At 71.5% G+C, this 24,878-nt stretch carries 25 protein-coding genes and 1 pseudogene; 8 read left to right on the forward strand and 18 right to left on the reverse strand.

Annotation, left to right across the window (positions count from 1 at the left end):
- Positions 1–36: 36 nt before the first annotated feature.
- Positions 37–243 (forward strand): hypothetical protein, encoded by a 207-nt coding sequence (locus AB0H78_RS06880; RefSeq protein WP_363233196.1) that lies wholly within the window; start codon positions 37–39, stop codon positions 241–243.
- A gap of 25 nt (positions 244–268) precedes the next feature.
- Here the strand turns inward: AB0H78_RS06880 and AB0H78_RS06885 are convergent, their stop codons facing one another.
- Positions 269–886 (reverse strand): dihydrofolate reductase family protein, encoded by a 618-nt coding sequence (locus AB0H78_RS06885; RefSeq protein WP_363233197.1) that lies wholly within the window; start codon positions 884–886, stop codon positions 269–271.
- 190 nt (positions 887–1,076) lie between these two features.
- Here AB0H78_RS06885 and AB0H78_RS06890 point away from each other — a divergent pair, with 190 nt between their 5' ends.
- Complete coding sequence (locus AB0H78_RS06890) at positions 1,077–1,799, forward strand: SDR family oxidoreductase (protein WP_363233198.1); 723 nt, start codon at positions 1,077–1,079, stop codon at positions 1,797–1,799.
- Between the two features lie 163 nt (positions 1,800–1,962).
- Here the strand turns inward: AB0H78_RS06890 and alc are convergent, their stop codons facing one another.
- Together alc and allB are read right to left on the reverse strand one after the other, a co-directional pair.
- Entirely contained in the window at positions 1,963–3,075 is a 1,113-nt protein-coding gene (gene alc, locus AB0H78_RS06895; RefSeq protein WP_363233199.1) for an allantoicase, read from the reverse strand.
- A 2-nt stretch (positions 3,076–3,077) separates the two neighbouring features.
- Positions 3,078–4,421, reverse strand: coding sequence for an allantoinase AllB (gene allB, locus AB0H78_RS06900; protein WP_363233200.1), 1,344 nt, complete (start codon positions 4,419–4,421; stop codon positions 3,078–3,080).
- Positions 4,422–4,638: 217 nt separating this feature from the next.
- Between allB and AB0H78_RS06905 the strand changes: the two genes are divergently transcribed.
- Positions 4,639–5,439, forward strand: coding sequence for an IclR family transcriptional regulator (locus AB0H78_RS06905; RefSeq protein ID WP_363233201.1), 801 nt, complete (start codon positions 4,639–4,641; stop codon positions 5,437–5,439).
- Between the two features lie 10 nt (positions 5,440–5,449).
- Here the strand turns inward: AB0H78_RS06905 and AB0H78_RS06910 are convergent, their stop codons facing one another.
- Genes AB0H78_RS06910 through AB0H78_RS06930 form a run of 5 tightly spaced genes read right to left on the reverse strand, consistent with a single transcriptional unit; the run spans position 5,450 to position 10,541 of the window.
- Positions 5,450–6,355 (reverse strand): ABC transporter ATP-binding protein, encoded by a 906-nt coding sequence (locus tag AB0H78_RS06910; RefSeq protein WP_363233202.1) that lies wholly within the window; start codon positions 6,353–6,355, stop codon positions 5,450–5,452.
- Positions 6,352–7,110 carry an ABC transporter ATP-binding protein gene (locus tag AB0H78_RS06915; protein WP_363233203.1) on the reverse strand — a complete coding sequence of 253 codons (759 nt, stop codon included), beginning with the start codon at positions 7,108–7,110 and terminating at the stop codon, positions 6,352–6,354. The genes AB0H78_RS06910 and AB0H78_RS06915 overlap by 4 nt, the downstream gene beginning before the upstream one ends.
- On the reverse strand, positions 7,107–7,949 hold the full coding sequence (locus tag AB0H78_RS06920; RefSeq protein WP_363233204.1) for an ABC transporter permease: 843 nt from the start codon (positions 7,947–7,949) through the stop codon (positions 7,107–7,109). Before AB0H78_RS06920 ends, AB0H78_RS06915 begins: the two co-directional genes overlap by 4 nt.
- Positions 7,946–8,998, reverse strand: a complete 1,053-nt coding sequence (locus tag AB0H78_RS06925; RefSeq protein WP_363233205.1) for an ABC transporter permease — start codon at positions 8,996–8,998, stop codon at positions 7,946–7,948. Before AB0H78_RS06925 ends, AB0H78_RS06920 begins: the two co-directional genes overlap by 4 nt.
- Position 8,999: 1 nt before the next feature.
- The gene (locus tag AB0H78_RS06930) at positions 9,000–10,541 is read right to left on the reverse strand and encodes an ABC transporter substrate-binding protein (RefSeq protein WP_363233206.1); all 1,542 of its coding nucleotides are present in this window, start codon (positions 10,539–10,541) and stop codon (positions 9,000–9,002) included.
- Positions 10,542–10,803: 262 nt separating this feature from the next.
- Here AB0H78_RS06930 and AB0H78_RS06935 point away from each other — a divergent pair, with 262 nt between their 5' ends.
- From AB0H78_RS06935 to AB0H78_RS06945, 3 genes are all read left to right on the forward strand, one after another.
- Positions 10,804–12,063 (forward strand): serine hydrolase domain-containing protein, encoded by a 1,260-nt coding sequence (locus tag AB0H78_RS06935; protein WP_363233207.1) that lies wholly within the window; start codon positions 10,804–10,806, stop codon positions 12,061–12,063.
- A 74-nt stretch (positions 12,064–12,137) separates the two neighbouring features.
- Positions 12,138–13,004: a GNAT family N-acetyltransferase gene (locus tag AB0H78_RS06940; protein WP_363233208.1), complete on the forward strand. Its 867-nt coding sequence runs from the start codon at positions 12,138–12,140 to the stop codon at positions 13,002–13,004.
- The gene (locus AB0H78_RS06945; protein WP_363233209.1) at positions 13,001–14,593 is read left to right on the forward strand and encodes a helix-turn-helix domain-containing protein; all 1,593 of its coding nucleotides are present in this window, start codon (positions 13,001–13,003) and stop codon (positions 14,591–14,593) included. Before AB0H78_RS06940 ends, AB0H78_RS06945 begins: the two co-directional genes overlap by 4 nt.
- A gap of 10 nt (positions 14,594–14,603) precedes the next feature.
- On the opposite strand, the gene AB0H78_RS06950 is transcribed toward AB0H78_RS06945, so the two are convergent.
- The 9 genes and pseudogenes from AB0H78_RS06950 to AB0H78_RS06990 all read right to left on the reverse strand — a co-directional run bounded on the left by AB0H78_RS06950 (position 14,604) and on the right by AB0H78_RS06990 (position 22,542).
- Complete coding sequence (locus tag AB0H78_RS06950; protein ID WP_363233437.1) at positions 14,604–15,854, reverse strand: cytochrome P450; 1,251 nt, start codon at positions 15,852–15,854, stop codon at positions 14,604–14,606.
- A gap of 129 nt (positions 15,855–15,983) precedes the next feature.
- A pseudogene (locus tag AB0H78_RS06955) lies at positions 15,984–16,364 on the reverse strand (carboxymuconolactone decarboxylase family protein); the annotation flags it as partial.
- A gap of 40 nt (positions 16,365–16,404) precedes the next feature.
- Positions 16,405–17,400 (reverse strand): 3-oxoacyl-[acyl-carrier-protein] synthase III C-terminal domain-containing protein, encoded by a 996-nt coding sequence (locus tag AB0H78_RS06960; RefSeq protein ID WP_363233210.1) that lies wholly within the window; start codon positions 17,398–17,400, stop codon positions 16,405–16,407.
- A gap of 17 nt (positions 17,401–17,417) precedes the next feature.
- Positions 17,418–18,650: a beta-ketoacyl-[acyl-carrier-protein] synthase family protein gene (locus AB0H78_RS06965; RefSeq protein ID WP_363233211.1), complete on the reverse strand. Its 1,233-nt coding sequence runs from the start codon at positions 18,648–18,650 to the stop codon at positions 17,418–17,420.
- On the reverse strand, positions 18,647–18,895 hold the full coding sequence (locus tag AB0H78_RS06970; protein WP_363233212.1) for a phosphopantetheine-binding protein: 249 nt from the start codon (positions 18,893–18,895) through the stop codon (positions 18,647–18,649). Before AB0H78_RS06970 ends, AB0H78_RS06965 begins: the two co-directional genes overlap by 4 nt.
- 82 nt (positions 18,896–18,977) lie before the next feature.
- Positions 18,978–19,982 carry a beta-ketoacyl-ACP synthase III gene (locus AB0H78_RS06975; protein ID WP_363233213.1) on the reverse strand — a complete coding sequence of 335 codons (1,005 nt, stop codon included), beginning with the start codon at positions 19,980–19,982 and terminating at the stop codon, positions 18,978–18,980.
- A 97-nt stretch (positions 19,983–20,079) separates the two neighbouring features.
- Positions 20,080–20,778: a polysaccharide deacetylase family protein gene (locus AB0H78_RS06980; protein WP_363233214.1), complete on the reverse strand. Its 699-nt coding sequence runs from the start codon at positions 20,776–20,778 to the stop codon at positions 20,080–20,082.
- 22 nt (positions 20,779–20,800) lie between these two features.
- Positions 20,801–21,496: an ABC transporter ATP-binding protein gene (locus tag AB0H78_RS06985; RefSeq protein WP_363233215.1), complete on the reverse strand. Its 696-nt coding sequence runs from the start codon at positions 21,494–21,496 to the stop codon at positions 20,801–20,803.
- Positions 21,493–22,542: an ABC transporter permease gene (locus tag AB0H78_RS06990; protein ID WP_363233216.1), complete on the reverse strand. Its 1,050-nt coding sequence runs from the start codon at positions 22,540–22,542 to the stop codon at positions 21,493–21,495. The genes AB0H78_RS06985 and AB0H78_RS06990 overlap by 4 nt, the downstream gene beginning before the upstream one ends.
- 135 nt (positions 22,543–22,677) lie before the next feature.
- On the opposite strand from AB0H78_RS06990, the gene AB0H78_RS06995 reads away from it, so the two are divergent.
- Positions 22,678–23,862 (forward strand): sensor histidine kinase, encoded by a 1,185-nt coding sequence (locus tag AB0H78_RS06995; protein ID WP_363233217.1) that lies wholly within the window; start codon positions 22,678–22,680, stop codon positions 23,860–23,862.
- Positions 23,859–24,485 carry a response regulator transcription factor gene (locus tag AB0H78_RS07000; protein ID WP_363233218.1) on the forward strand — a complete coding sequence of 209 codons (627 nt, stop codon included), beginning with the start codon at positions 23,859–23,861 and terminating at the stop codon, positions 24,483–24,485. Before AB0H78_RS06995 ends, AB0H78_RS07000 begins: the two co-directional genes overlap by 4 nt.
- A gap of 30 nt (positions 24,486–24,515) precedes the next feature.
- On the opposite strand, the gene AB0H78_RS07005 is transcribed toward AB0H78_RS07000, so the two are convergent.
- The gene (locus AB0H78_RS07005) at positions 24,516–24,833 is read right to left on the reverse strand and encodes a DUF5955 family protein (RefSeq protein ID WP_363233219.1); all 318 of its coding nucleotides are present in this window, start codon (positions 24,831–24,833) and stop codon (positions 24,516–24,518) included.
- Positions 24,834–24,878 lie beyond the last annotated feature (45 nt).

The following is a 24,878-nucleotide window of genomic DNA, read 5'->3' on the forward strand; positions in this document are numbered from 1 at the left end:
ATACCGGTGGCGCCGGGCCACGGACATCCTTGCGGCATGAAGAAGATCTTCGAAGTGGCCGGGGTGCTCCTGCTGATCAATGGGGTGGGCGGACTGCTCCACGCATGGTTCGACTGGTTCCCGCTCACGGGCCTGGTCGCCCGGATCGGCTTCCTGGACGGGTACGAGGTCTTCGCCGACATCGTCCTCGCGGTGGCGGGCCTCGCCGTACTGATCGCCTCGGAGCGGGTCCCCCGCCACTAGGCGCGTCCTGCGCCCAGCGTCCTGGTCACTGCTCGGTGGCGAAACTCCCGTAGGTGGGGCGGCCGTTGAGGTCGTACGTGGAGATGGTGACGCCCTTACTGGTGACCCGGGAGGCGGTGTGCCGGAAGGCGGTGGGCCGGGCGCCGTCCGCGAAGAGCCGCTTGCCGGTGCCCAGGACGACGGGGAACGTCAGCAGATTGACGCTGTCGATCAGGTCGTGGGCCATCAGCGAACTGGCAAGGGCTCCGCTGCCGTGGATCTGCAGCTCGCGCCCCGGCTGCTCCTTGAGCGCGGTGATGTCCTTGACCAGGTCGTCGGCTCCGATGATCCGGGTGCCCTTCCAGTCGGCGCCGGTCAGGGTGGTGGTCGCCACGTACTTGGGGAGGGTGTTGAGGCGGGAGGCGATGGGGTCGGGGCCGGTCGCCGTCGGCCAGAAGGACGCGAAGATCTCGTACGTACGACGGCCGAGGAGGAAGGCGTCGGCGCGGTCGAAGACCTCGGTCATGAAGGTGCCGAAGTCCTCGTCGTCGAACGCGAACGACCAGCCGCCGTGCGGGAAGGCTCCGGTGGTGTCCTCCTCGGGGCCGCCGGGAGCCTGGTACACGCCGTCGAGGGTGACGAACTGGGTGAGGGTGATCTTCATGGCACGGGCCCTTCGCTCGACTGCGGTGTCCTTGTGCCCTTCGGACTCCGCCCTCGCCCGTAACTCATCGCCCTGCCCGGCGTGGGTCCCTGCTCGGCGTCCGATTCCCGCCGGTGCGGTGAGGGGGTGCGGCGGTTTTATTGAGCCCGCAACCACTTCTGGTGCGAACCGCTGAACAAGGGATTCTGAGATGTCTTCACTCGACGGCAAGACGGCACTGGTCACCGGCGGCAGCCGGGGCATGGGCGCGGCGATCGCGCTGCGGCTGGCGCAGGAGGGCGCCGATGTGGTGATCACCTACGTACGGAACGAGGAGGCGGCCCACGAGGTCGTCCAGAAGATCGAGTCGGCCGGGCGGCGGGGGCTCGCCCTGCGGATGGACGCGGCGGGTGCGGTGGCGCGGGCCGCCGAGGAGTTCGGCGGGCTCGACATCCTGGTCAACAACGCGGGCATCGGGGTGCTCGGTCCGATCGGGGACCTGTCGGTGGAGGACGTGGACCGCACGCTCGACATCAATGTCCGCGAGGTCTTCCTGGGCTCACAGGCGGCGGCCGGCCTGCTGCGGGACGGCGGGCGGATCATCTCCACGGGCTCGGGGCTCACGCAGTACGCGGGCGGTCCTGGCGGCTCGCTGTACGCGATGAGCAAGTCCGCGCTGACCGGGCTCACGAAGTCCCTGGCTAGGGAGCTGGGCGGCCGGGGCATCACGGTGAACGTGATCCACCCGGGCCCGATCGACACGGACCTCAATCCGGCGGACGGCCCGTACGCGGAGCCGCAGCGGGCGGGGACGGCACTGGGCCGCTTCGGCGACCGCGACGAAGTCGCCTCGCTGGTGGCGTACTTGGTGAGCGCGGAGGCGGCGTACGTGACGGGGGCCGAGGTCGCGGTGGACGGGGGCCATGCGGCGTAGGGGCCGGGGGTGGGATTTCCCCCACCCCGCCCCTTCCCGAAACCGGGGCTGCGCGCCCCGGGCCCCCGCCTTTGCGGGGGCTACGCCCCCTGCACCCCCGTACGCGGCCTCCGGCCACGTGTCCTCAATCGCCGGACGGGCTGGAGGGAACCCCGGGACGGGGTCAGCCGCCCAGTTCTGCGTGGCGTGCCGCCAGGGCGGTCGCGCCCGCCTCCGTCAGCGAACCGAACAGGCGCAGGCGCGAGATGCCGCCGTCGGGGTAGATGTCCACCCGGACATGCGTTCCCACCACCGGTGCCGGCAGCACGAAGCGGTGGTTCGTGTCGGGCTGGAGGCGGGTCCGGGGGAGGATCTCCGTCCATTCCCCGCTCTCGCCGTCGCGCAGCGAAAGCGCCGCCCAGCCCGCCGAGTTGCCCTTCAGGTACGCCGTGTCGATCTCGACGGCGCGGATCTCGGACTGGGCGGCCAACTGGTAGCGGATCCAGTCGTTGCCCTTGTCGCGGCGGCGACGGGTCTCCCACCCGTCGTCCATCTTCCGCGAGCGGCCCGGCTGGATGGTGTTGGTGGCCGGGGAGTAGAAGCGGTCGGAGGCGTCCTCGACCTGGCCGCCGTTCTCCAGCGCCACCACGTCGAACGTGCCGAGCGCCGTCAGCCACGCCGGGTCGGGGGCGACCTCGCCGTGGACGCGCAGGCGGGCGATCCCGCCGTCGGGGTGCTGGTTGACCCGCAGGTGGGTGAAGCGCTGCGCGACGTCGACCTCGAAGCCGTTCGCCGCGTGGCCGCCAATGGCCGTACGGGGGACGAGCGTTGTCCACTTCACGTCGGAGGCGAGGAGGTCGTCGGGCGACGGGGAGCCGGCCACCGACGCACCCTCGACCGAGACCGCCTGCGGGTAGTTGCCGCGGAAGTGGGCGGTGTCGACGACGATGCCGCGGATCACACCGGGCGCCCCGAGCCGTACGAGCGCCCAGTCGTGGTCGTCCTCGGTCGGGTGCGGCTCGCCGGCCGAGACACCGCGCCTGCGGCGGGTCTCCCAGCCGTCCATGATCTTGCCCTTGTGGCCGAAGCGCTCGGGGTCGAAGTGGGCGGGCTCGGGTATGAGCATGTTCTCGCGCTCGGCGAAGAACTCGTCGTTCGCGGCGATCACACCCGCGCCGAGCCGGCGGTCGGCCAGGTCGACGAGCGCGGTGAAGGGGAGGTCGCCCGTGCGGTAGTCGGCGTACGGGTCGCCACCGCCGTAGGGGCTGGCGTCTCCGGTGAAGTGCTGTGTCGCCACGGTCAGTTGTTCCTTTCGAGGAGGCGCCCGGCGGGCTCGGCGAAGGTGCCGTTGTCGAGGATCCGTTCGCCGCGCAGCCAGGTGGACCTGACGACGCCGTGCAGGGTCTTGCCCGCGTACGCGGTGACGCGGTTGCGGTGCTGCAGTTCCGCCGGGTCGACGGTGAAGGTCTCTTCGGGCGCGAGGACCGCGAAGTCCGCGTCGCGGCCCGCCTCGATGGCGCCCTTCTGGGTGAGGCCTACGAGTTCGGAGGTGCGCGTCGACATCCAGCGCACGACGTCTTCGAGGGAGTGGCCGCGCTTGCGGGCCTCGGTCCAGATGGCCGGGAGGCTCAGCTGGAGGCCGGAGATGCCGCCCCACGCGGTCGCGAAGTCGTCCGTCTTGAGGTCGGCGGTGGACGGCGAGTGGTCGGTGACGATGCAGTCGATGGTGCCGTCGGCCAGGGCCTCCCACAGCAGGTCCTGGTTGGCGCCCTCGCGGATCGGCGGGCAGCACTTGAACTCGCTTGCCCCGTCCGGGACTTCCTCCGCCGTCAGTGTGAGGTAGTGCGGGCAGGTCTCGACGGTCAGCTGTACGCCCTCGCGCTTGGCGGCGGCGATCAGCGGCAGCGCGGCGGCGGACGACAGGTGCAGGATGTGGATCCTGGCGCGGGCGCCGATGCTCTTGGCGACGGCGATGAGGCCCTCGATCGCCACGTTCTCGGAGACGGGCGGCCGGGTCTGCAGGTAGTCCGCGTACTTGGGGCCGCTCAGGTGCGGAGCCACGTCCAGCTCGTGCGGGTCCTCGGCGTGCACGATCAGTAGTCCGTCGAATCCGGCGATCTCCGCCATGGAGGCGGACAGCCTCTCCTGGTCCAGGTGCGGGAACTCGTCCACGCCCGACGGCGACAGAAAGCACTTGAAGCCGTAGACACCGGCGTCGTGCAGCGGCTTGAGGTCCGCCACATTGTCCGGAAGCGCGCCGCCCCAGAAGCCGACGTCGATGTGCGCCTTGGTGCGGGCCACGTCCTGCTTGATGCGCAGGTGGTCCGTCGTGGTGGTCGGCGGGAGGGAGTTGAGGGGCATGTCCACGAGCGTGGTGATGCCGCCGGCCGCCGCCGCGCGGGTGGCGGTCCAGAAGCCTTCCCACTCGGTGCGGCCCGGGTCGTTCACATGGACGTGGGTGTCGACGAGGCCGGGGAGGAGGACGTCGTCGCCGAAGTCCTCGACGCGGGCCCCGGCGGGCACCTCGGCGTCGTACGGCAGCAGCGCCGCGATCTTCCCGCCGGATACGGCGACCGTCGCGGCCCGTGTCCCCTCGGGGGTGATGACGCGCGTGGAGCGCAGCACAAGGTTGACGTCGGACACCCGAGCCCTCACTTCCGTACAGCGGTATTCAACATTCTGTTGACGAAGTCTTCACTCCGGGCGGATCCCCGTCAAGGGTCACCCTTCCCCTTGGAGGTTTCCACAATATGAAAGGGATATTTCGCAGTGCAGAATGTAGTGATCTACGCATGGGGTAGGCCCGACCCTGCCCGGTAGGCTGCTGACCTGCCTGCCCGCCTCGAAAGGAACCGCGCCCGTGCCGACTTCCAGCGCCACCGACGCTTCCAAGCCTGCCGCCGCCGGCGGGGGTGTCCAGTCCCTTGAGCGCGCCTTCGATCTTCTCGAGCGAATGGCCGACGCCGGGGGCGAGGTCGGCCTCAGTGAGCTCTCCGCCAGCAGCGGTCTGCCCCTGCCCACCATCCACCGGCTGATGCGCACGCTGGTGGCCTGCGGTTACGTACGCCAGCAGCCCAATCGGCGCTATGCGCTCGGCCCCCGGCTGATCCGGCTCGGCGAGTCCTCCGCGCGGCTGCTCGGGACCTGGGCGCGGCCGTATCTCGCGCGGCTGGTCGAGGAGACCGGCGAGACCGCGAACATGGCGCTGCTCGACGGGGACGAGATCGTCTACGTCGCGCAGGTGCCCTCCAAGCACTCGATGCGGATGTTCACCGAGGTGGGGCGCCGGGTGCTCCCCCACTCCACCGGCGTGGGCAAGGCGCTGCTCGCGCACACCCCGGCCGACGAGGTACGCGCACTGCTCGGGCGGACCGGTATGCCGGCCGCGACCGAGAAGACGATCACCACGCCCGAGGGCTTCCTGGACGCGCTCGAACTCGTACGGCGCACGGGGTACGCGGTCGACGACAACGAGCAGGAAATCGGGGTGCGGTGCCTGGCGGTTCCGGTGCCCAACTCCCCCACGGCCGCGGCGATCTCGATCTCGGGCCCGGCGGGCCGGGTGACCGAGGCCGCCACGGAGAAGATCGTGCCGATCCTGCAGGGGATCGCCCAGGAACTGTCGACGGCGCTGGCGAGCACGGGGTCGCCGCAGGCCTGAACAGGCCCTGTCACGAAGGCGCGTGGAGCCAGCAGGCGGCCGGGCCGAAGTCCGGCTCCTTCAGGCGGCAGATGTCCATCGCGTGCGGACAGCGGGGATGGAAGCGGCACCCCGACGGCGGGTCGGCCGGATCGGGGACGTCGCCGGGCAGTTCGGCGGGAAGGTTGCCGAGCCCGTCGGGGTGCGGGACGGCACGCAGGAGTGCCTGGGTGTAAGGGTGTTGGGGAGAACTCCAGACGGAGGCGGTCTCGCCCGTCTCGACGATCCTGCCCAGGTACATCACCGCGATCCGGTCGGCGATCAGCCGGACCACGGACAGGTCGTGGCTGATGAACAGCAGCCCGGTGCCCGCGTCCACGGCCAGGTCGCGCATGAGGGTGGCGACCTGGGACTGGGCGGAGGCGTCCAGCGAGGAAATGGGTTCGTCGCCGATCAGCAGGCTGGGCCGGGCGGCCAGGGCGCGGGCGATGGCGATGCGCTGGCGCTGGCCGCCGGAGAACTCGTGCGGATGCCGGTCGGCGAACTCGCGCGGGAGTCCTACCCGTTCCAGCAGGTCGGCCGGGGTGACCGGGTCCCCCGAGACGCGCAGGCCGTCGGCGATCTGGTCGCCGACGCGGCGCCGCGGGTTCAGCGAGGAGTACGGATCCTGGAAGACCATCTGGATGCCGGTCAGCGTCCTGCGCCGCAGGCCCAGCGGGGTGACCGGGCGGCCGTCGAAGGTGATGGAGCCGCCCGCCGTCGGGTGCAGCCCGCAGACGGCGCGGGCCAGCGTCGACTTGCCGCACCCCGACTCGCCGACCAGGCCGACGACTTCGCCCCTGGCGACCGTGAGGTCCACACCCGCGACCGCCCTGACGGCGGGCCGCCCGGGGGTCCGGTGTTCGACGGCAAGGTCCTCGATACGGAGCAGGGTCACGGCAGGGCCTCCAGCAGGGCACGGGTGTAGGGATGGGCGGGCTCGCGCAGCACGGTGGCCCGCGGGCCGGACTCCACGACCAGGCCGGAGCGCATCACGCTCACCTCGTCGGCGATCGCGGACATGACGCCCAGATCGTGGGTGACGAGCAGGACGGCGAGCCCGAGCTCGTCGCAGAGTCCGCGCAGCAGCCGCAGGATCCCGGCCTGCACGGTCACGTCGAGCGCGGTGGTGGGCTCGTCGGCGATGAGCACCTGCGGATCGCAGGCCAGCGCCACCGCGATGGCGATGCGCTGCCGCATGCCGCCCGAGAACTGGTGCGGATAGCGCGTCAGCGCCTCCGCCGGGCCGGGAATGCGGACCTTGGCCAGCAGTTCGACGGCGCGTGTCCGCGCCTCGGTCCGGCCCAGGCCCAGGTGCAGGCGCATGTGTTCGGTCAGCTGCCGGCCCACGCTGAGCATGGGATGCAGGCTGGTGGCCGGGTCCTGGAAGACCATGGCGATCTCGTTGCCGCGTACCGCGTTGAGCTCCTTGTCCGGGAGCCCCAGCAGGTCGCGCCCCGCCAGCTCGATCCGCCCGCTGGCCCGTGCGCCGTACGGCAGGAGACCCAGGACGGCGAGGCCCGTCATGGTCTTGCCCGAGCCGCTCTCACCGGCGAGCCCGTGCACCTGCCCCTTCCGCAGACCGAGGTCGACGCCGCGCAGCACCTCCGTCCCCCGGATCGTCACCCGCAGATCGGTGATCGTGAGGGTCACAGCGCACGCTCCTTGATGGCGCGGGCCGTCCGAGGGTCGAGGGCGTCGCGCAGTGTGTCGCCGAGGAAGTTGAACGCCAGGACCACCGTCAGGATCGCCAGTCCGGGGAACGTCGCCACCCACCAGCTGTCGAAGACCTCGACCCCCGAGGCGACGGTCGCGCCCCACTCCGCGGACGGCGGCTTGGCGCCCAGGCCCAGGAACGAAAGGCCGGACAGGAGCAGCAGCGCCGTACCCATGTCGAGCGTGGCGAGGACCAGGATCGGCCCTGTCACGTTGGGCAGCACGTCCACACGCAGCGAGCGCCACACCGAGTAGCCGAGCAGCCTTCCGCTGAGTACGTACTCCTGCCCGCGTACGGCGAGCACCAGGCCGCGGCTGACGCGCGCATAGGCCGCCCAGGCCACGACGAGCACGGCGAGGACCGCGTTGGTGAGGCTGGCGCCGAGCGCGGCGGCCACCACCATGGCCAGGATGATCGTCGGGAACGCGAAGACGAGATCGGTCATCCGCATGATCACTTCGTCCGCCCACTTGCCGAAGTACCCGGCGACGGCGCCCAGCAGCCCACCGATGAGGACGGAGAGGGCGACCAGGAGCAGTGTGAGCGGCAGCGATACGCGCGCCCCGTACACGACCCGGCTGAGGATGTCGCGGCCGAGCTGATCGGTGCCGAACCAGTGCCCCGGGCCCGGCTCGGCGAGGCGGGGCAGGTCCTGGGCGAGCGGATCGTGCGGCGCCACCAGGGGTGCGGCGACGGCGATCAGCAGCCAGGCGAGCACCATCACGCCTCCGACGACGGCCTGCGGCCGCCGCCACACTTCGGGCAGCCGTTTCATCGCAGCCTCACTCGGGGGTCGATGACGCCGTACAGGACGTCCACGATCAGATTGATGACGAGATAGACGACGCCCACCACCAGGCCGACGCCCATGATGGCGGGCAGGTCGAGGGTGGTGGCGCTCTTGTAGGCGTACTGTCCGATCCCCGGCCACGCGAAGATCGACTCGACCAGTACGGTGCCCGACAGGAGGCTGCCGAACGCAAGCCCCGCCACGGTGATGACCGGCACCAGCGCGGAGCGCAGCACGTACCGCGTGAGGATCACGCGACCCGGCAGTCCCTTGGCCCGGCCCGCGCGGACGTGGTCCTGGCCGAGCACTTCGAGTACGGCGCTGCGTGTGAAGCGGGTCAGCAGCCCGATGGTGTAGAGCGACAGCACCAGCGCCGGCGCGATCAGATGGCCGAGCGCGCTGGAGAAGACGTCCCACTGCCCGGTCAGTGCCGCGTCCACCGTGTGCAGGCCGGTGATGGAGCGCGGTGCGCCGAGTCCGGGGTCGACGCGGCCGCTGCCCGGGGTGATCCGCAGGCGGTAGAAGAAGACGTAGAACGTCAGGAGCGCCAGCCAGAACGTCGGCACCGAGATGCCGATCAGGCTCAGCATCCGCAGCACATGGTCGGCCAGGCGGTCCCGGCGCAGAGCCGCGATCAGGCCGAACACCACGCCCAGCGCCAGCGACACCAGGATCGCCACACCCGCGAGTTCCAGCGTCGCGGGCACGGACTCCGCCAGGTCGTCGCCGACCGGCCGGTGGGACTGCTGGCTCATGCCCAGGTCTCCGTGCAGCAGCGCCTCCAGGTGGAGCACGTACTGCTGCGGGAGCGGCTTGTCGAGCCCTTGCTCGCTGCGCCACTGCGCCACGATCACCGGGTCGCTGAGCGCCCGCTGCCCCAGGTTCGCCGCGACCGGGTCGCCGGGCACCAGGTTCGTCAGCAGGAACGTCACCAGCGTGACGCCCCAGACCAGCACGAGCGCGATGAGGACTCTGCGGGCGAGGAACGTGGCGAGCGGCCTGTTCCGCCGTACGCGGTCTCGTAGGGTCGTCACGTCACTTGGCGCCGAGGTCGGCGATGTCGACGGTCCACACCGGGTGGTACTTCACGCCGGTCACCGAGGCGGCCGCCACGATGTTCTGGCTGGGCTGGATGAGCGGGACGAACGGGCCCGAGGCGTTCAGCCGGGTCTGCATGTCGGCGTACGCCTGCTTGCGTGCGTCCTCGCCGATCGCGGTGGCCGCCTTCGTGCCCGCGGCTTCCAGTTCCTTGTCCGCGCCCGCCTTCCAGCCGACGCGCAGCCCGACGGGCTTGCCGGGCAGGAACACCAGGTAGTCGCTGGGGTCGGGGTAGTCGGGGCCCCAGTACCAGAGGCCCATCTCCTCTTTGCCGTTGCGGTAGTTGTCCGCCGCGGTGGAGATGGGGGCAGGCGCGAGGTCGACGGTGATGCCGACTTCCTTGAGGTTGGCCTGGATGCGCTCGGCCAGCGGCTGGAAGGACAGGCCGTTGACGGTGAGCTCGCTCGGATACTCCAGCTTGACCGACGGGTGGTCAAGTCCGCTCGCCGCCAGCGCCGCCTTGGCGCCCGCCACATCCCGTGTCGCCGCCTGCACCGGCGGGAGCGCGCCGACGAGCTGCGAGGGGATCAGTCCCGGCGCCTGCACCGAGCCCGCGCCGGCCAGTTCCAGCAGGCCCGCGTAGTCGACGCCCTTGCGCACCGCTTCCGCGAACTTCGGGTTCGACGTCGTTTTGCTGACCGACGGGTTCCGGCTGGTGGCCAGATAGATGACGTTGGCCGACGCGGCCTTGGTCACCTGTGTGTTGCCGGGCATGGCCTTGACCTGGTCGCCGGAGAGGTTCAACGCGACCTGGCTGTCGCCGCGTTGCACATTGAGCTTCTGCGTCGCCGCCGCGACGTTGCGTATGACGACCTTGTCGTAGGCGGGCTTGCGGCCGTAGTACTTCGGGTTCGCGCGCAGCACCACCTGGCTGCTGACGTTCAGGGACTCGATCGTGTACGGACCCGACCCGGCCGACGCCGAGTTCAGATACCGCTCGGCCTTGTCCTTGGCGTCGGCCGTCGCGCCGTGCTCCTTGGCGACCTTGCTGTTGAGGATCCCGAGCACGGGGTTCGGGAGAATGTACGGGAGGGCCGGGTTGGGCGCCTTCGACGTCAGCGTGATCGTGGAGGCGTCGGCCTTGGCGACCTCCACCCCGTCCAGAAGGAACGACGGGGTGCCCTTCATGTCGCGTACGCGGGTCAGCGAGAAGACCACGTCGTCCGCGGTGAGCGGCGAGCCGTCGCTGAACTTCACCCCCGAACGGAGCTTGAGCGTCAGCACCTTGCCGTCGTCCGACAGCTTGAACGACGTGGCCAGGGCCGGCACCGGCCTGGTCACGTCGTCGCCGTCGAAGGTGAGCAGCGTGTCGTAGACGGACTTTCCGACGAACATGCCGGTCGTCTCGAACATCCGCCCAGGGTCGGCTGTCTTGAGGTCGAAGGACGTGTCGATGACCAGGGTCCGGTCACCGGCCTGCTCGGACCCCGAACCGCTGCCGGAGCAGGCGGTCATGGCCAGAGCACCAGTGAGCAGCATGGCTGCGAATCTCGTGCGGGGCATCATGGCCGGAACGCTAGGCCCGGCGTCCGGGCGCTTCTTCGGACCGTCGTACGAACAGGCGGGCTCCCGTTCGTGCGCGCGGCCAACCGGCGGCCGGTTCGTGCCGGAGCACGAACCGGTGGGCGAGATCTCGTGCGGCCGAACTTAGCCAGGGTGTGCCGCCTCTGGGGACGATGTCGATCCCGCAGGCACCAGCCGGGGGGCACGTACCTGCCAGCCTCGCCACGGAAGGAACCCGATGTTGCGTAAGTTGCGTATGTTCCGTCGTTCCAGAACCGTCCTCATCGCGAGCATCATGGCCACCGCCGCGACCACGATCCTGGTCGGGTCACCTGCGACGGCGGCCACAACCTCCACGACGTCCACGACGGGCAGTGGAAATGCCGCTGTCCAGCGCGCACTTGACGACGCGGTGAGCGCGGGCGGCGCGCCGGGCATCCTCGCCGAGGTCCAGAGCGGCAGCACCGGGTGGTTCGGTTCCGCCGGCCTCGGCGACACCGCGACCGGACGCAAGCGGCTGGCCTCGGACCGCTTCCGTATCGGCAGCACGACCAAGACCTTCACCGCGACCGTCCTGCTCCAACTCGTGGGCGAGGGGCGGTTGGGCCTCAACGACACGGTCGAGAAGTGGCTGCCGGGGGTGGTGCGGGGCAACGGCCACGACGGAAGCAAGATCACCGTACGGCAGCTGCTCAACCACACCAGCGGCATCTACAACTACACCAACGACCAGGGGGTGGTGGACAAGCTGGTCGGTCCCGGCTTCCTCGAGCACCGCTTCGACAGCTTCCAGCCGAAGCAGCTCGTCCAGATCGCGATGAACCATGCGCCGGCCTTCGCACCGGGCACCTGGTGGGCCTACTCCAACACCAACTTCATCCTCGCGGGGATGATCGCCGAGCGGGTGTCGGGTCATTCCCTCGCCACCGAGGTGACCCGGCGGATCATCGTGCCGCTCGGCCTGGCCAACACGTATGTGGGCGGCCAGAGCACCAGCATCTACGGGCCGCACTCCCAGCACTACTCCAAGCTGCTGCTGCCCGACCCCGCGGCCCAGATCTACGACGTGACCGACCTGAACCCCTCCTGGGCGGGCTCGGCGGGGGACATGGTCTCCACCTCCGGCGACATCAACCGGTTCTACACCAGCCTGCTCCGCGGCCGACTGCTGCCCGCCGCCCAGCAGAAGGAGATGTTCACCGCCGTACCGACCAAGGAGTGGATACCGGACACGGGGTACGGGCTCGGTCTGATCACCCAGAAGCTGTCCTGCGGTGTGCAGGTGTGGGGGCACGGCGGCACGATCCATGGCTCGCTGTCCTGGTCGATGGGGCTGCGCGACGGATCGAAGATGGCGACCACCAACATCAACGGCGACTGGGTCGACCAGGGCGGCATCTCCAACAACGTCATGCAGGCGGCTTTCTGCCCCGCGACCAGCACCAGCACCAAGCAGACGGCGACGCCCTCGGCGGTCCGCCCGCTGCAGCTCTTCTGACCTGCCCGTAGCGGCCCCCGCCGCACGGCGGTGTGGCGGGGGCCGCGCACCACGAACATGAAGGAGACGACTGCATGAGTGCGCTGGAGTTCCCGGCCACGGCGGCGTCCGACCTGGCCCAGCGGCGGTCGGGGGTGGCCATCAGGGAGCTGTCGCAGGAGTCGGAGTTCAGAGACGCCTGCGCCCTGATCGACCGGGTGTGGCCGCCCGGGCCAGGCAACCCGCTGATCAACATGGCACTGCTGCGGGGGTTCGAGCACTCGGGCAGCTATGTGGCCGGAGCGTACGAGGACGGCCTGATGGTCGGCGTGTGCGTCGGCTTCCTCGCGGCGACCGGACTGCACTCCCATCTCGCGGGCGTCGACCACCGGGCCCGCGGCAAGGACGTCGGGTTCGCCATGAAGGTCCACCAGCGGGCCTGGTCGCTCGAACGCGCCATCACCAAGGTGACCTGGACCTACGATCCGCTGGTCAGCCGGAACGCCTACTTCAACCTGACCAAGCTGGGCGCGCTCCCCGAGCAGTACCTGCCGGACTTCTACGGCGCGATGGACGACGGCGTCAACAAGGGGCAGGAGTCCGACCGGCTGCTCGTCGGCTGGGACCTGGCCGCTCCGGCCGTCGCCGCGGCCTGCGCCCTCCGCCCCCGGCACGCGACACCGGCCCCGGACACCGCCGCGGGACTCGACGTGAATGCGGACGGGCTGCCGGTCAGGGGCCCGCTCGACGGCCCCTGTCTCACCGTGCGAATCCCCTCCGACATCGAGGCGATGCGCGTCGAGCGGCCACGGGCCGCGCGCGCCTGGCGCGCGGCGCTGGGCGACACTCTCGGAGCCCTTGTCGCCGACGGTGCGGCCGTCACCGGATTCACCCGCGACGGCCGGTACGTCATCGAGCGGAAGCCGGCGCTCCGGGCCGCGGCCGGCGGGTCGCGGTCATGAGCGGGCGGGTCGTCCTCGGCCGGGTCCTCGCCGACCTGGGCTCGACGTTCATCGTCGACACGGTCGGTGAGCCCGATCCGGCCCGGCCCGTCGGCGGGGTGCTGATCTACGACCCGCAGGACGCCCCTGCGCAGTTGCCGGGAGCGATCGTGCTGGGTGTCGGGGTCTATGACGCCGAGGACGTCACGACCCTGGTCGAGCGGGTTGCCGGGCTCGGCGCGGCGGCCGTGGTCGTCCGGGCACCGATCGCCGCGGACGCCACGGTGGAGGAGGCTGCCTCACGGGCCGGGATCCCGATACTCGGCCTGATGCCCGGGGCGTCCTGGGCACAGGTCGCCGCGCTGCTGCGATCCCTGCTGTCCGTCGACGAGTTCGGCGGTGAACCCACGGGCGACCCGGCAGGTGAACCGGTGGGCGAGCCGCTCGCGGGCGATCTGTTCGCGCTGGCCAACGCGATCTCCGCGCTCCTCGACGGGCCCGTGACAGTCGAGGACCGCGACTGCCGGGTGCTGGCCTTCTCCAGCCGCCAGGACGAGGGCGACGACTCCAGGATCGCGACGATCCTGGACCGCCAGGTCCCGGCGGACAAGCTGCGGGTCCTGGAGGAGCGCGGCGCGTTCCGCGCGCTCTACTGCGACGACCGGCCGCTGTATCTGGAAGGCGTCGTGGAGAAGCCGCGGGTCGCGATCGGGGTCCGCGCGGGCGGTGAGATCCTCGGCTCGATCTGGGTCGTGGTCAAGGAGCCGCTGACCGAGAACCGGGAGCGGGCGCTGACCGAGGCCGCCAAGGTCGCCGCCCTGCACCTGTTGCGCCGCAGAGCGGGTGAGGATGTCGGGCACCGGCTCCGCGCCGACCTGCTGGCCACCCTTCTGGAGGGCGGTCAGGGGGCTCCCGGCGCCGCCACCCGGCTCGGACTCTCCGCTCAGCCCGCCTGCGTACTGGCCCTCGCGGCGACCGACGGTTCGCCGGTCGCCGACCAGGTCGTGGCCGCCGACCGGATCGCCAACGCGCTGGCCCTGCATCTGAACGCCATCCACCCGAGGACGGCCACGGCCACGCTCGGCGGCGTCACCTACGCGGTCCTGCCGACCGCGTCGGACGAGGCGGCCCGGCGGGTCGCCGAATCCTTCCTCGACCGGATCGGCGACCGGATCTACCCCGTCATCGGGGTCGGTGGGATCGCGGCGCGGCCCGAGGACCTGCGCCGCTCCCGCGCGGATGCCGACCGTGCCCTGCGGGTCCTGCGCGACCGGCGGCCCGATCTCAGGACCGCCCGCCTCGCCGACGTCTATGTGGACGCCCTGCTGCTGGAGTTGACCGACCGGATCGCCGCCGACGGCGGCGGTCCGCCCGACGGCCCGCTCGTCCGGCTGCGCGCCTACGACGCCGAGCACAACACGGCCCTGACCGAGACCCTCGCCGCCTGGCTCGACACGTTCGGGGACGTCATCGCCGCCTCGGCAGCCATGCACGTCCATCCCAACACCTTCCGCTACCGCCTGAAGCGCCTCTCGGAGGTGTCCGGTCTCGACCTCGCCACCTCCGGAGCACGCTTCGAAGCGATGCTCCAGCTGCGGCTTGCTCTCTAGCGGACCGCGCTCACCAGGCGACGGGGAGTGCCTTCAGTCCGTAGACGATGTTCCCCGTGCTGTAAGCGAGTTCGCTCTCCGGCACCGCCAGGCACAGCCCGGGGAGCCTGCGCAGCAGCGTCTCCACGATGATCTGCAGTTCGACCCTGGCCAGCGTCTGCCCCAGGCACTGATGGACACCGAAGCCGAACGCCAGGTGCCGCCGGGCGTCGTCCCTGGCCAGGTGCAGCTCGTCGGGGTCGGCGCCTCCCGCGCCGCCGAACACGGCGGGGTCCCGGTTGGCGGTGGAGAGCATGCAGATGACTCCGTCGCCCGCGCGAACCGTCCTTCCGGCGATCTCCACGTCCTCGGTCGCCGCCCTGCCCAGACCGAGATGGATGATCGTCAGCCAGCGCAGCAGCTCCTCCACGGCACCGGGTACGAGCGCGGGGTCGGCCCGCAGAGCGGCCGCCCGCTCCGGGTCACGCAGCAGTGCCAGCATGGCGATCGCGCTCATGCTGGCGGTGGACTCGTGCCCGGTGACCAGCAGCATGAAGCCCAGTGACGCGGTCTCCTGCGCGGTGAGGTCCTCGCGGGCGGCCAGCCGGCTGAGGATGTCGTCGCCCGGGTGGTCGGCTTTGTGGGCCGCGAGACCGGCGAGATAGTCCATCAGCCGGCGGTGGGCCCCGGCGGCCTGCTCCGGGGTGGTGGAGTTGTCGAGCAGGGTGCGGCTCAGCGACTGGAAGAGGTCGTGGTCCTCGTACGGGACGCCGAGCATCAGGCAGATCACGAGCGAGGGCACGGGGAGCGCGAAGTCGCCGACCAGGTCGGCCGGTTGGCCCTTGGCCACCATGCGGTCGATCGTCTCGTCGACGACGGCCTGGATGCCGGGGCGCAGCGCCTCGATCCGTCTGACCAGAAAGTCCTTGGTGACCATCCGGCGCAGACGGGCGTGCTCGGGGTCGTCCATGCGGATGAAACTGGGCTTCGCGGTGGCCAGTTGGCGCTGTCCGGGCGAGAGGAAGGGGAAACCGGGGGTGCGGGCGTCGGCGCTGAAGCGGGAGTCGGCGAGGACCGACCTGACCTCGTCGTGGCCGGTCACCAGCCAGCAGGGGGTGCCGTCCGGCAGCGTGGCCCGGGTGATCGCGCTCTCGCGGCTCGCGTGCGTGTAGGCGGGCGGCGGGTCGAAGGGGCAACTCCCGTACGCGGCAGGGACGCTGAGGGGTGTGGCGGGGACAGTGTCAGGGGTGTCGGACGGCGTGCGCAGCGTACGCAGCGTCATGCACATCATCGAGCACTGCCCGACCAGGACCAGGAGCTCGATCAGCTGCTGCTCCTGGAGACGGCGTGACAGCGCCGCCCAGACCGCGTCGGGGACGTCGGCGTGGTCGAGGAGCGCGTCGGTCGCCCGCAGGAGGGCCAGGTCGTCGGACCCCCATGCGTAGGCGTCCAGGGGTTCTGCGGTCGCACGCGTCTCGTCGGGGCCGAGGCCCGTCGTGGCCGACTGGGACGCGTGCCGTGACCAGACGAAGTCGGAACCGAGACGGTGGGCGGTGCGCAGGACGGCGAGCTCCCGGTCCCGTACGGCCAGGGTGCCCTCGTGGGTGAGCACCTTGGCGAGCGAGAGCCAGGCGGCGGCCAGTTGCGGGTGGTGCGCCAGGGTGCCGAAGAGGTTGACCCGGCCGGGGCCGTCCTTCTTCGAAGCCTCCAATACGGCGTGGAGGGGCTGCGGCCAGTGGGCCGGTGGGACGGGCGGAATACGGGGCGTGGTCGTGGGCGCGGTCGGGTTCATGGACTGCCTCCGGGCAGGTACGGGCGGGGAAGTGCGGCGGTCACCACTCGCAGACGACGAAGCCCGCGCTGGCGCCGCTGGCGAAGCCGAACAGGCCCACCAGGTCGCCCCGTCGGAGCCTGCCGGTCCGCACGGCGGTGGCCAGTTGGAGGGGCAGGGTGTTGGTGGCGACGTTGCCGTGGTCGGGGAAGGTGGAGAGGATCCGGTCGGGCTCCACGCCCACCCACGCGCAGGCGACCCTGGTGAAGGCGACCGACGGCTGGTGGATGCAGACGAGGTCCAGGTCGCCAGGTTTCAGGCCGAGTTCGCGCAGCCCGCCATGGATCTTCTCCGGCAGACCGTCGAAGGAGTCCACCAACTGCCCCGAGTCGATGCGCAGATGGCCCAGGGTGCGGTGGTTGGCGTACGGATTGGGCAGGGTGGCGGCCGGCCAGCCCGAGGAGTTGGCGTAGAAGCGGGAGCCGAGGATGCCGGGCCGCTCGGAGGCCTCGACCAGAAGGGCCGAGCCCAGGTCGCCGGTGGAGAGGCTGGGCAGGGCCGTGACGGCGTCGGCCGGGTCGTCGAGGACCCAGCGGCTCTCCCGGGTGCTCACTTCTCCGGTGGTGACGAGGATGCGGCGGTACCGGCCCGAGCGGATGAACGCGTCGGCGATCTCCAGTGCGTTCAGGACGCCGTTGCAGGCGTTCTTCACGTCGAACACCGGTGCGTGCAGGCCGAGTTTGTCGGCGACCACATGGGCGGTCGCGGGCTCCTCCATGTCGGCGAGGATGCCCGCGAACAGCAGCAGGTCGATGTCCGCCGGGTCCGTCCCTGTCTCGTCGAGTACGGTACGGGCCGCCCGCGCCGCGAGGTCGGACGGCTGGTCCTCGGCCGGGGCGACGGTCCGCTCGATCAGTCCGTACATGTGCTGCAGCACCCCGCGGGAGAGGGAGATGCCGGGGTTGCCCGCCCGGAAGCGGTCCTCGGCCTCGGCGGCGCTCTGGCGCCCTTCGGGGATGTGGACGGCGGCGTGGGCGATGGAGCTGTATAAGGTCAACGGGCTTGCTCTCTCGGTCAGTTGGCGCGGAATGCCAGGACGACGTTGTGGCCGCCGAACCCGAAGGAGTGGCTGACCGCCGCCCGTACGTCCTGCCTGCGCTCCACGCCGGTGACGCAGTCCAGGTCGAAGGCGAGGGCCTGTGGGGTGAGGTTGGCGACCGGCGGCACCGTGCCGTGGTGGATGCTCAGGACGGTGAGCGCCGCTTCGAGCGCCCCTGCCGCGCCGAGGCTGTGGCCGAGCACGCCCTTGGCGGCGGTGACGCTGGGGCCGTGCGGCAGGACCCGGCCGATCAGCTCGGCCTCCATCGCGTCGTTCTTCGGGGTCGATGTGCCGTGCGCGTTGACATGGTCGATGTCCGAGGGGTGCAGGCCCGCGTCCGCCACGGCCCCGCGCAGCGCGACCTCGGCGACGGTGCCGCCGGGGGCGGGGGCGGTCGGGTGGTGGGCGTCGGAGCTCATCGCCGTACCCGCGAGTTGGGCGTAGCCGAGGCGTCCGCGGGCCCGTGCGTCCGCCACCCGCTCCAGGACCAGGATCGCGGCGCCCTCGGAGATGACGAAGCCGTCCCGGTCGGCGGCGAAGGGGCGGGAGGCCGCGGAGGGGTCGTCGGTACGGGAGGAGAGCGCCCCCATCCGCTGGAAGCCGGTGGTGACGACCGGCGTGATCGCCGCCTCCGCGCCCCCGGCGACGGCGATGTCGCAGGCCCCGCTCAGCAGCAGGTCACGGGCGACGGCGAGGGCACTGGCACCCGAGGCGCAGGCGGTGTCGGTGGCCAGGGACGGGCCGCGGGCGCCGAGGTCGAGGAGGACCTCACCGGCGGCCATGTTGGAGATCAGCAGGGGGATCAGTACGGGCGACACGAGGTCCGGGCCGGCCTGCTGGAACCGTACGGCCTGCTCCTCCAGATGGGCGGCGCCCGCGAGACCGGAACCGATCACCACCGCCACCCGGGCTCCGTCCCAGGTGGCGGGAGACAGGCCCGCGTCGGCCACGGCCTCGCGGGCGGCCAACACGGCCAGCTGCGTGAAGTACGCCATCCGCCAGGCCTTGCCGCCGCCGATCCGCCCCTGCCCCTCGGTCATCGGGGGGATGCGGCAGGAGAAGTCGACGGGCAGGTCCTTGAGTTGGGGGTCGGTCGCCGCGGTCGCCGCGCCGCGCCGTACACCGTCCCAGGTCGCCTCGCGGCCGACACCGGCCGGGGAGATCATCCCCAGTCCGGTGACGGCGACCGCGCGTTCTCCCGCACTCACTGGGCGCCTGCCAGGGCGAGCTTGGCCTGGAGGGCCGCGATGAGGCCGGCGACCGTGGTGGCCTTGGTGGCCTCGTACTCCTCGACCTTGACATCCAGCTGCTCCTGGAGGGACAGGGCGAGTTCGGCCAGCGAGAGGGAGTCGAGGTCGAGGCTCTCCAGGGTGGCGTCCGGTGTGATGTCCGCCGGTGCGACCTCGAACTTCTCGGTCAGTACGCGGTGGACGGCAGTGGTGGCGTCGGGCATGGCGGAAGCCTTTCGGTGGGAAGCGGAATGGAGGAAGTGGGTCGGCCAGGTGCGGTCGCCGGGTGGGGTCGGCCAGTTGGGGTCAGCAGGTCGCGGGGCCGAGGTCCGGCCAGAGCAGGGCCGCCGAGCCCCAGGTGAGCCCGGCTCCGAAGGAGGTCAGCAGGACGCGCTGCCCCGCCTTCAGTTCGTCGCGGTCCACCGCATCGGCCAGCGCAAGCGGAATGGAGGCCGCACCGGTGTTGCCGACCCGCTCGATGTTGGCGATGTGCCGGTCGGCGGGGAGGGCGAGGCGCTCGCCCACGGCGGTCAGGATCCGGGCGTTCGCCTGGTGGGCGACAAGACGGTCGACTTCGTCCACGGACCAGCGGGCGCGCCCCAGCACCGTGCGCGAGGACTCGGTCATCCGGGTCACAGCGTGCTGGAAAACCTCGCGCCCCGCCATCGTGAAGTGCCGGTCGCCGGGGGTGAACCGGTCCGGTTCGGCCCGCTCCCGGGCGCCGCCCCCGGGGACGGCGATCAGGTCGTGCCCCGTGCCGTCGCTGCCCAGGTCGAAGGCGAGCACGCTGCCCGGTTCGCCCTGCTCACCACGGCGCAGCACCACGGCTCCGGCGCCGTCCGCGAACACCACTCCGGCGCTGCGGTCGTCGGGCGCGATCAGGGTGGAGTACACCTCGGCCGCCACGAGCAGGACGCGTTGGGCGATGCCCGCGCACAGGATCCCGGCCGCGGTGGCCAGACCGTAGACGAAACCGCTGCAGGCGGCCGAGACGTCCCAGGCCGCGGCGCCTTCCCTGCCGAGACGGGAGGCCAGCCAGGGTGCCATCGCGGGTATCGGCTGGTCACCGGTCGAGGTGGCGACCAGGACCGCGTCCACCGGCGGGCCGCCCGCCAGGGCGAGGGCGCGGACGGCCGCTTCGAGCGCGAGGTCGCCGGTGGAGGTCCCCGGGCCGGCCCAGTGGCGTACGCCGATTCCGGTGCGGCGGCGCACCCAAGCGTCGTCGACGCCCCAGGCCGTAGGCAGCTCGGCGTTGGTCACCGCCCTCGGCGGAACCCAGCCGGCGACGCTCTCCAGAACAGCCGCGGTCACAGGCGTTCCCCCTCGCGCAGAAATGATTCACCGGAAGAAGCGGAATGCGATCTTCCGGTTGCGGAGAGTAAAACACGACGCGAGGGGGCGCCGGCCGTCACGACGGGAGGTAGTCCTCCAGCCGGGCGACGGAGAGACCCTGTTCAGCGATCGTGCGCATGAGTGTGCGGGTCGCCGCGGAGAGGGTGGTGCCGTGCAGTTCGTACGGCGTGAAGAAGTGGAACAGGATGATGTCGCCGGGATGCAGGCGGTGGTCGGCGCTTCCGTAACGCAGGCCCTTGGGCTGCATGCTGGCCGACCAGAGGACGACCGTAGGCAGCCCGCAGTCGGCGGCGGCCCGCAGGGTGGTGGCGTCGTAGCGGCCGCCCGGTGGGCGCAGCAGCGTGGGGCGTTCCCCGAACTCCTGTTCAAGGATGCCCTGTTGTCCGCAGATCTCGGCGCGCTGGCCCTCGTAGGAGAGCTTGGTGAGCCGGGCGTGGGTGACGGTGTGGTTCTGCACCTTGTTGCCGAGCGCATGCAGCGGGTCGAAGTACCGGTAATGACTGCCGGCCATGGAGTCGGTGAGGAACATCGTGAAAGGGGTGCGGAGTTCGCGCATCAGCCGTACGAACTCCGGGTCCTGCGCCGTGCCGTCGTCGATGGTGAGGAAGACGACCCTGTCGTGGGTCGGGACGCGGCGGACGAGCTGGGCCGGGTCGGGCGGAGCGCCGCCCGCGGCGGGCGCCGCAGCGTCGCAGCCCGCCGCCAACACCGCAGTGACCAGCAGGAACAAGGCCATTCGCACTGTTTTGCGCATGGCGCCGATCGTGGCAGCCGCCCTATGCGGCCTCGGTCACCGACGCGCTGAGCCGCCCGTCGGCCATCGTCACCGTACGGTCCATCCGGTCCAGGTGCGCGACGTCGTGCGTCACCAGTACCGTCGCCGTGCCGCGCTCCCTGGTCAGCGTCACCAGCAGGTCGAGGACCGAGGCGCCGCGCTCGTGGTCGAGCGCGCTGGTGGGTTCGTCCACCAGCAGGACGGAGGGCTCGTTCATCAGGGCGCGGGCGATGTTCACCCGCTGGCGCTGACCTCCCGAGAGCTGGTGCGGGCGCCGGTCCGCCTTGTCCGTCAGGCCGACTGCCGCCAGCAACTCCCTTGCCCTGTCCCGGACTTCACGTACCGGTCGGCCGGAGAGGTGTGCCATCACCTGCAGCTGTTCGACCGCCGTCAGCGACGGCAGCAGATTGGGCTGCTGGAAGACGATGCCGATCCGCGAGCGCCGCAGCTCCGCCTTTTCCGCCCGGCTCAGCGCGCCCGTCTCCCTGCCGTCGACGACGACCCTCCCCCGGTCAGGGGCGACGAGGGTCGCCGCCACCGCGAGCAGGCTCGACTTTCCGGAACCGGAGGGTCCGACCACCGCGGTGAGCGTCCCCGCCGGGACCTCAAGCGACACGGCGTCCAGCGCGGTGAGGCGGCCTTCACCGTCGGGGTAGGTGAGGGTGACGTCGTCGAGGAGAAGGTTCGAGCGGGTCATCGGGCACTTCCCAGGGCAGTCAGCGGGTCGACGGCGGCGATCCGCCGCACGGAGAGCCCGGCGCCGATCGCGCCGAGGAGGATCAGTACGCCGGCGGGCGCGAGTGCCGTCGTCGGGTCGAGTACGAAAGGAACGTCCGCCGGGACGAGCACCCCGACCCCCGCCGCGAGCCCGGTGCCGAGCAGCGTCCCTGCCGTCAGCATCACCACCGCTTGGCCGAGCGCGTCGCGCAGCAGATACGGCGTGGAGGCGCCCAGCGCCTTGAGCACCGCGATGTCGCCGCTGCGCTGGATCGTCCAGACGGTGAAGAACGCCCCTATGACGAGGGCCGAGATGGCGAAGAGGAATCCGCGCATCAGCTGGAGCGACCCGTTCTCCGCCTGGTAGGAGGGGAGCGCCGAGAGCGAGTCGTCGATCGAGAGCGTGCTGGTGCCGGCCGCCCGGTCCCCGGCCGCCAGGTCCGCGCCGCCGTCGGTGGTCAGCGCGACCACCGTGCCCTGCTGTCCGGCGGCGAGCGAGGTCCAGACGACGGGGGTGTGGCTGTAGGAGTCGTCGCCCGTCACCGCTGTCACCTTCAGCCGCTTCCCCGAAAGCTCGACCGTGTCCCCGGCCGAGGCCTCCAGGTCCTGGGCGGCCCCGGTGGAGAGCACCACGCCGTCCGGGCCCGGGGCCACGGGCGCGGGTCCCGAACCGCCCTGCACCGCGAAGTCCGACACCGCGGCCGTACGGTCGCCCGCCGACGCGTTGAGCGTCGAGATGGCGATGGGCTGTGCGCTCGTCACGCCCGGCTGAGCGGCCCAGCTCCGCACGGCGCCCGCCGGCAGCTGCGAGGCGGTGAAGGACGGCGACTGCCCGGAGGCCGGCTCCGCGAAGGCCAGATGGTCGGCCGACGAGGACAGTCCGGTGACGGCCGAGGTGTTGTCCCTGGCCAGCCCCGCGGTCAGTCCCGACAGCAGCCCGACGAGCAGCGTGATCAGTACGATCACGGCCCCCATCAGGGCGAACCGGCCCCTGGCAAATCTCAGATCTCTCAGTGCGACGAACATGTCCTCAACCCTGCTGGCAGCAGGGTGCCCGGGGCATCGCGCCACGGATGGCTCCGCCCGGATCAAAAGACGGAGCCTGCAATCAACCTTTCGATTGACCCGGCGGCGAATCCGTCCGCCTACGCTGAAAAGGTCATGGATCCCCGTTCCCTCACCCCCGCCCTGCGTGCCCTGCGCGTCTGTCTGCATCTGCTGATGGCGGGGCTGCTCGCCCTCGCCGCGGCCAAGGCCCTCGCGGACCACGCCGCGAACGCCCCCGCCGTGGTGGCCGCCGCCGCGGTGGTCGGCGGGATCTACGCGCTCGGCGCCGCCTGGCCCTCCGTCCGTACCTCGCGCACCGCGGCCGCCCTCTGGCTCGGGGCCCTGGGCGCCGCCTGGCTGGTGCTGCTCGCACTCTCGCCCGACGGCCTGTGGATCGCCTTCCCGCTGTACTTCCTCCAGCTGCATCTGCTGCCGGTGCGCTGGTCGCTGCCGGTGGTGGCCGCCACGGCGGGGGCCGCGATCGCCGGCTACCTCGGGCACGGCGGGCCGCTGAATCCGGGTGCTTTCATAGGGCCGCTGCTCGGCGCGGCCGTCGCCGTGGCGACCGTACTGGGCTATCAGGCGCTCTACCGCGAGAGCGAGCGGCGCCGCCGGCTCATCGAGGAGCTGATCGCCACCCGGGCCGAACTCGCCGCCGCGGAGCGGACGGCCGGCACGCTCGCCGAGCGCGAGCGGCTCGCCCGCGAGATCCACGACACGCTCGCCCAGGGCCTCTCCTCCATCCAGCTGCTGCTGCGCGCCGCCGGACGGACGCTGCCCGCCGACACCCCGGCTGCGGCCCACATCGAGCAGGCCAGGCAGGCGGCGCAGGACAATCTGGCCGAGGCGCGCCGTTTCGTACGGGAGCTCACGCCGCCCGACCTGGAGCAGGGGTCCCTGGCCGGGGCGCTGGAGCGGCTTTCGGCCCGTACGCCGGGGTCACGCTTCTCGGTGAGCGGTACGCCGGTCGCCCTGCCCACTCCGTACGAGGTGGCGCTGTTGCGCATCGCCCAGTCGGCGCTCTCCAACACCGTCCTGCATGCCGGGGCCGGCCGCGCCGAGATCACCCTCAGCTACATGGACACCGCCGTGGCCCTGGACGTGGTGGACGACGGCCGGGGCTTCGACCCGTCATGCACCCCGGCCGCCCCGGCGGCGGACGGCGGTTTCGGGCTGCCCGCGATGCGCTCGCGCGCCGCCTCGCTGGGCGGCACCTTCACGGTCGAGTCCGCGCCCGGGGAGGGCACCGCCGTGGCGGTCACGCTGCCGCTTCCCGCGACCGAGAGGGCCGCCTCATGACGATCCGTCTGCTGCTCGCCGACGACCATCCGGTGGTACGAGCCGGAATGCGCGCCGTACTGGAGACCGAGCCGGGCTTCGAGATCGTCGCGGAGGCGGCGACGGCCGAGCGTGCGGTGGAGCTGGCCGCGACCGGGATCGCCGATGTGGTGCTCATGGACCTGCAGTTCGGGGAGGGGATGCACGGTGCGCAGGCGACGGCGGCGATCACCGCGGCCGCCGGGTCGCCCCGGGTCCTGGTGCTGACGACGTACGACACCGATGCGGACATCCTTGCCGCGGTCGAGGCGGGCGCGAGCGGCTATCTCCTCAAGGACGCCCCGCCGGAGGAGCTTGCGGCCGCGGTCCGTACGGCAGCGGCGGGCCAGTCGGCACTCGCGCCCGCGGTGGCGCTGCGGCTGATGGACCGGATGCGGACCCCCGCGCAGGTGCTGACCCGGCGCGAGCTGGAGGTGCTGCAGCTGGTCGGGGACGGTCTGTCCAACCAGCAGATCAGCAAGGAGCTCTTCCTCAGCCAGGCGACCGTGAAGTCCCATCTGGTGCACATCTACGCCAAGTTGGGGGTCGATTCGCGGACGTCGGCGGTGGCGGCGGCCACGGCGCGGCGGCTGATCAGGCGGTAGGAGCGGCAGGAGCTGTGGGACGCGGGCAGGTCAGCGCTGTTGCGGCGGGTTCCCGAAGAGGTCCACCGCGTTGCGTACGTCCGCGAGCGAGACCGCCAGTGCGCTGACCGAGCCGATCGCCCCCGCGATCAGCAGCAGCGAGCGGCGCAGCCGCGGGATCTCCGGCACACCGCTGAGCGCCATCGCGTTCAGGGCCGCCAGTTCGTCCTCGGCGATGCCGCGGTCGGCGAACTCCCCCGGGTGGCCGGCCAGTTCGCGGCGAAGCCGGGACACGGCGGAGCGCAGCTCCGTCACCCTCGGATCCTCGTCGATGCCGGTCACGCGCCTCTGTCCCACGTTCTGCAACAAAATTCTCCCCCTCGCACGCCTTTGTGCCGGCCCCGTGCGGGCGTT

The sequence above is a fragment of the Streptomyces sp. NPDC050738 genome (genome assembly GCF_040654175.1).
GTDB lineage: Bacteria > Actinomycetota > Actinomycetes > Streptomycetales > Streptomycetaceae > Streptomyces.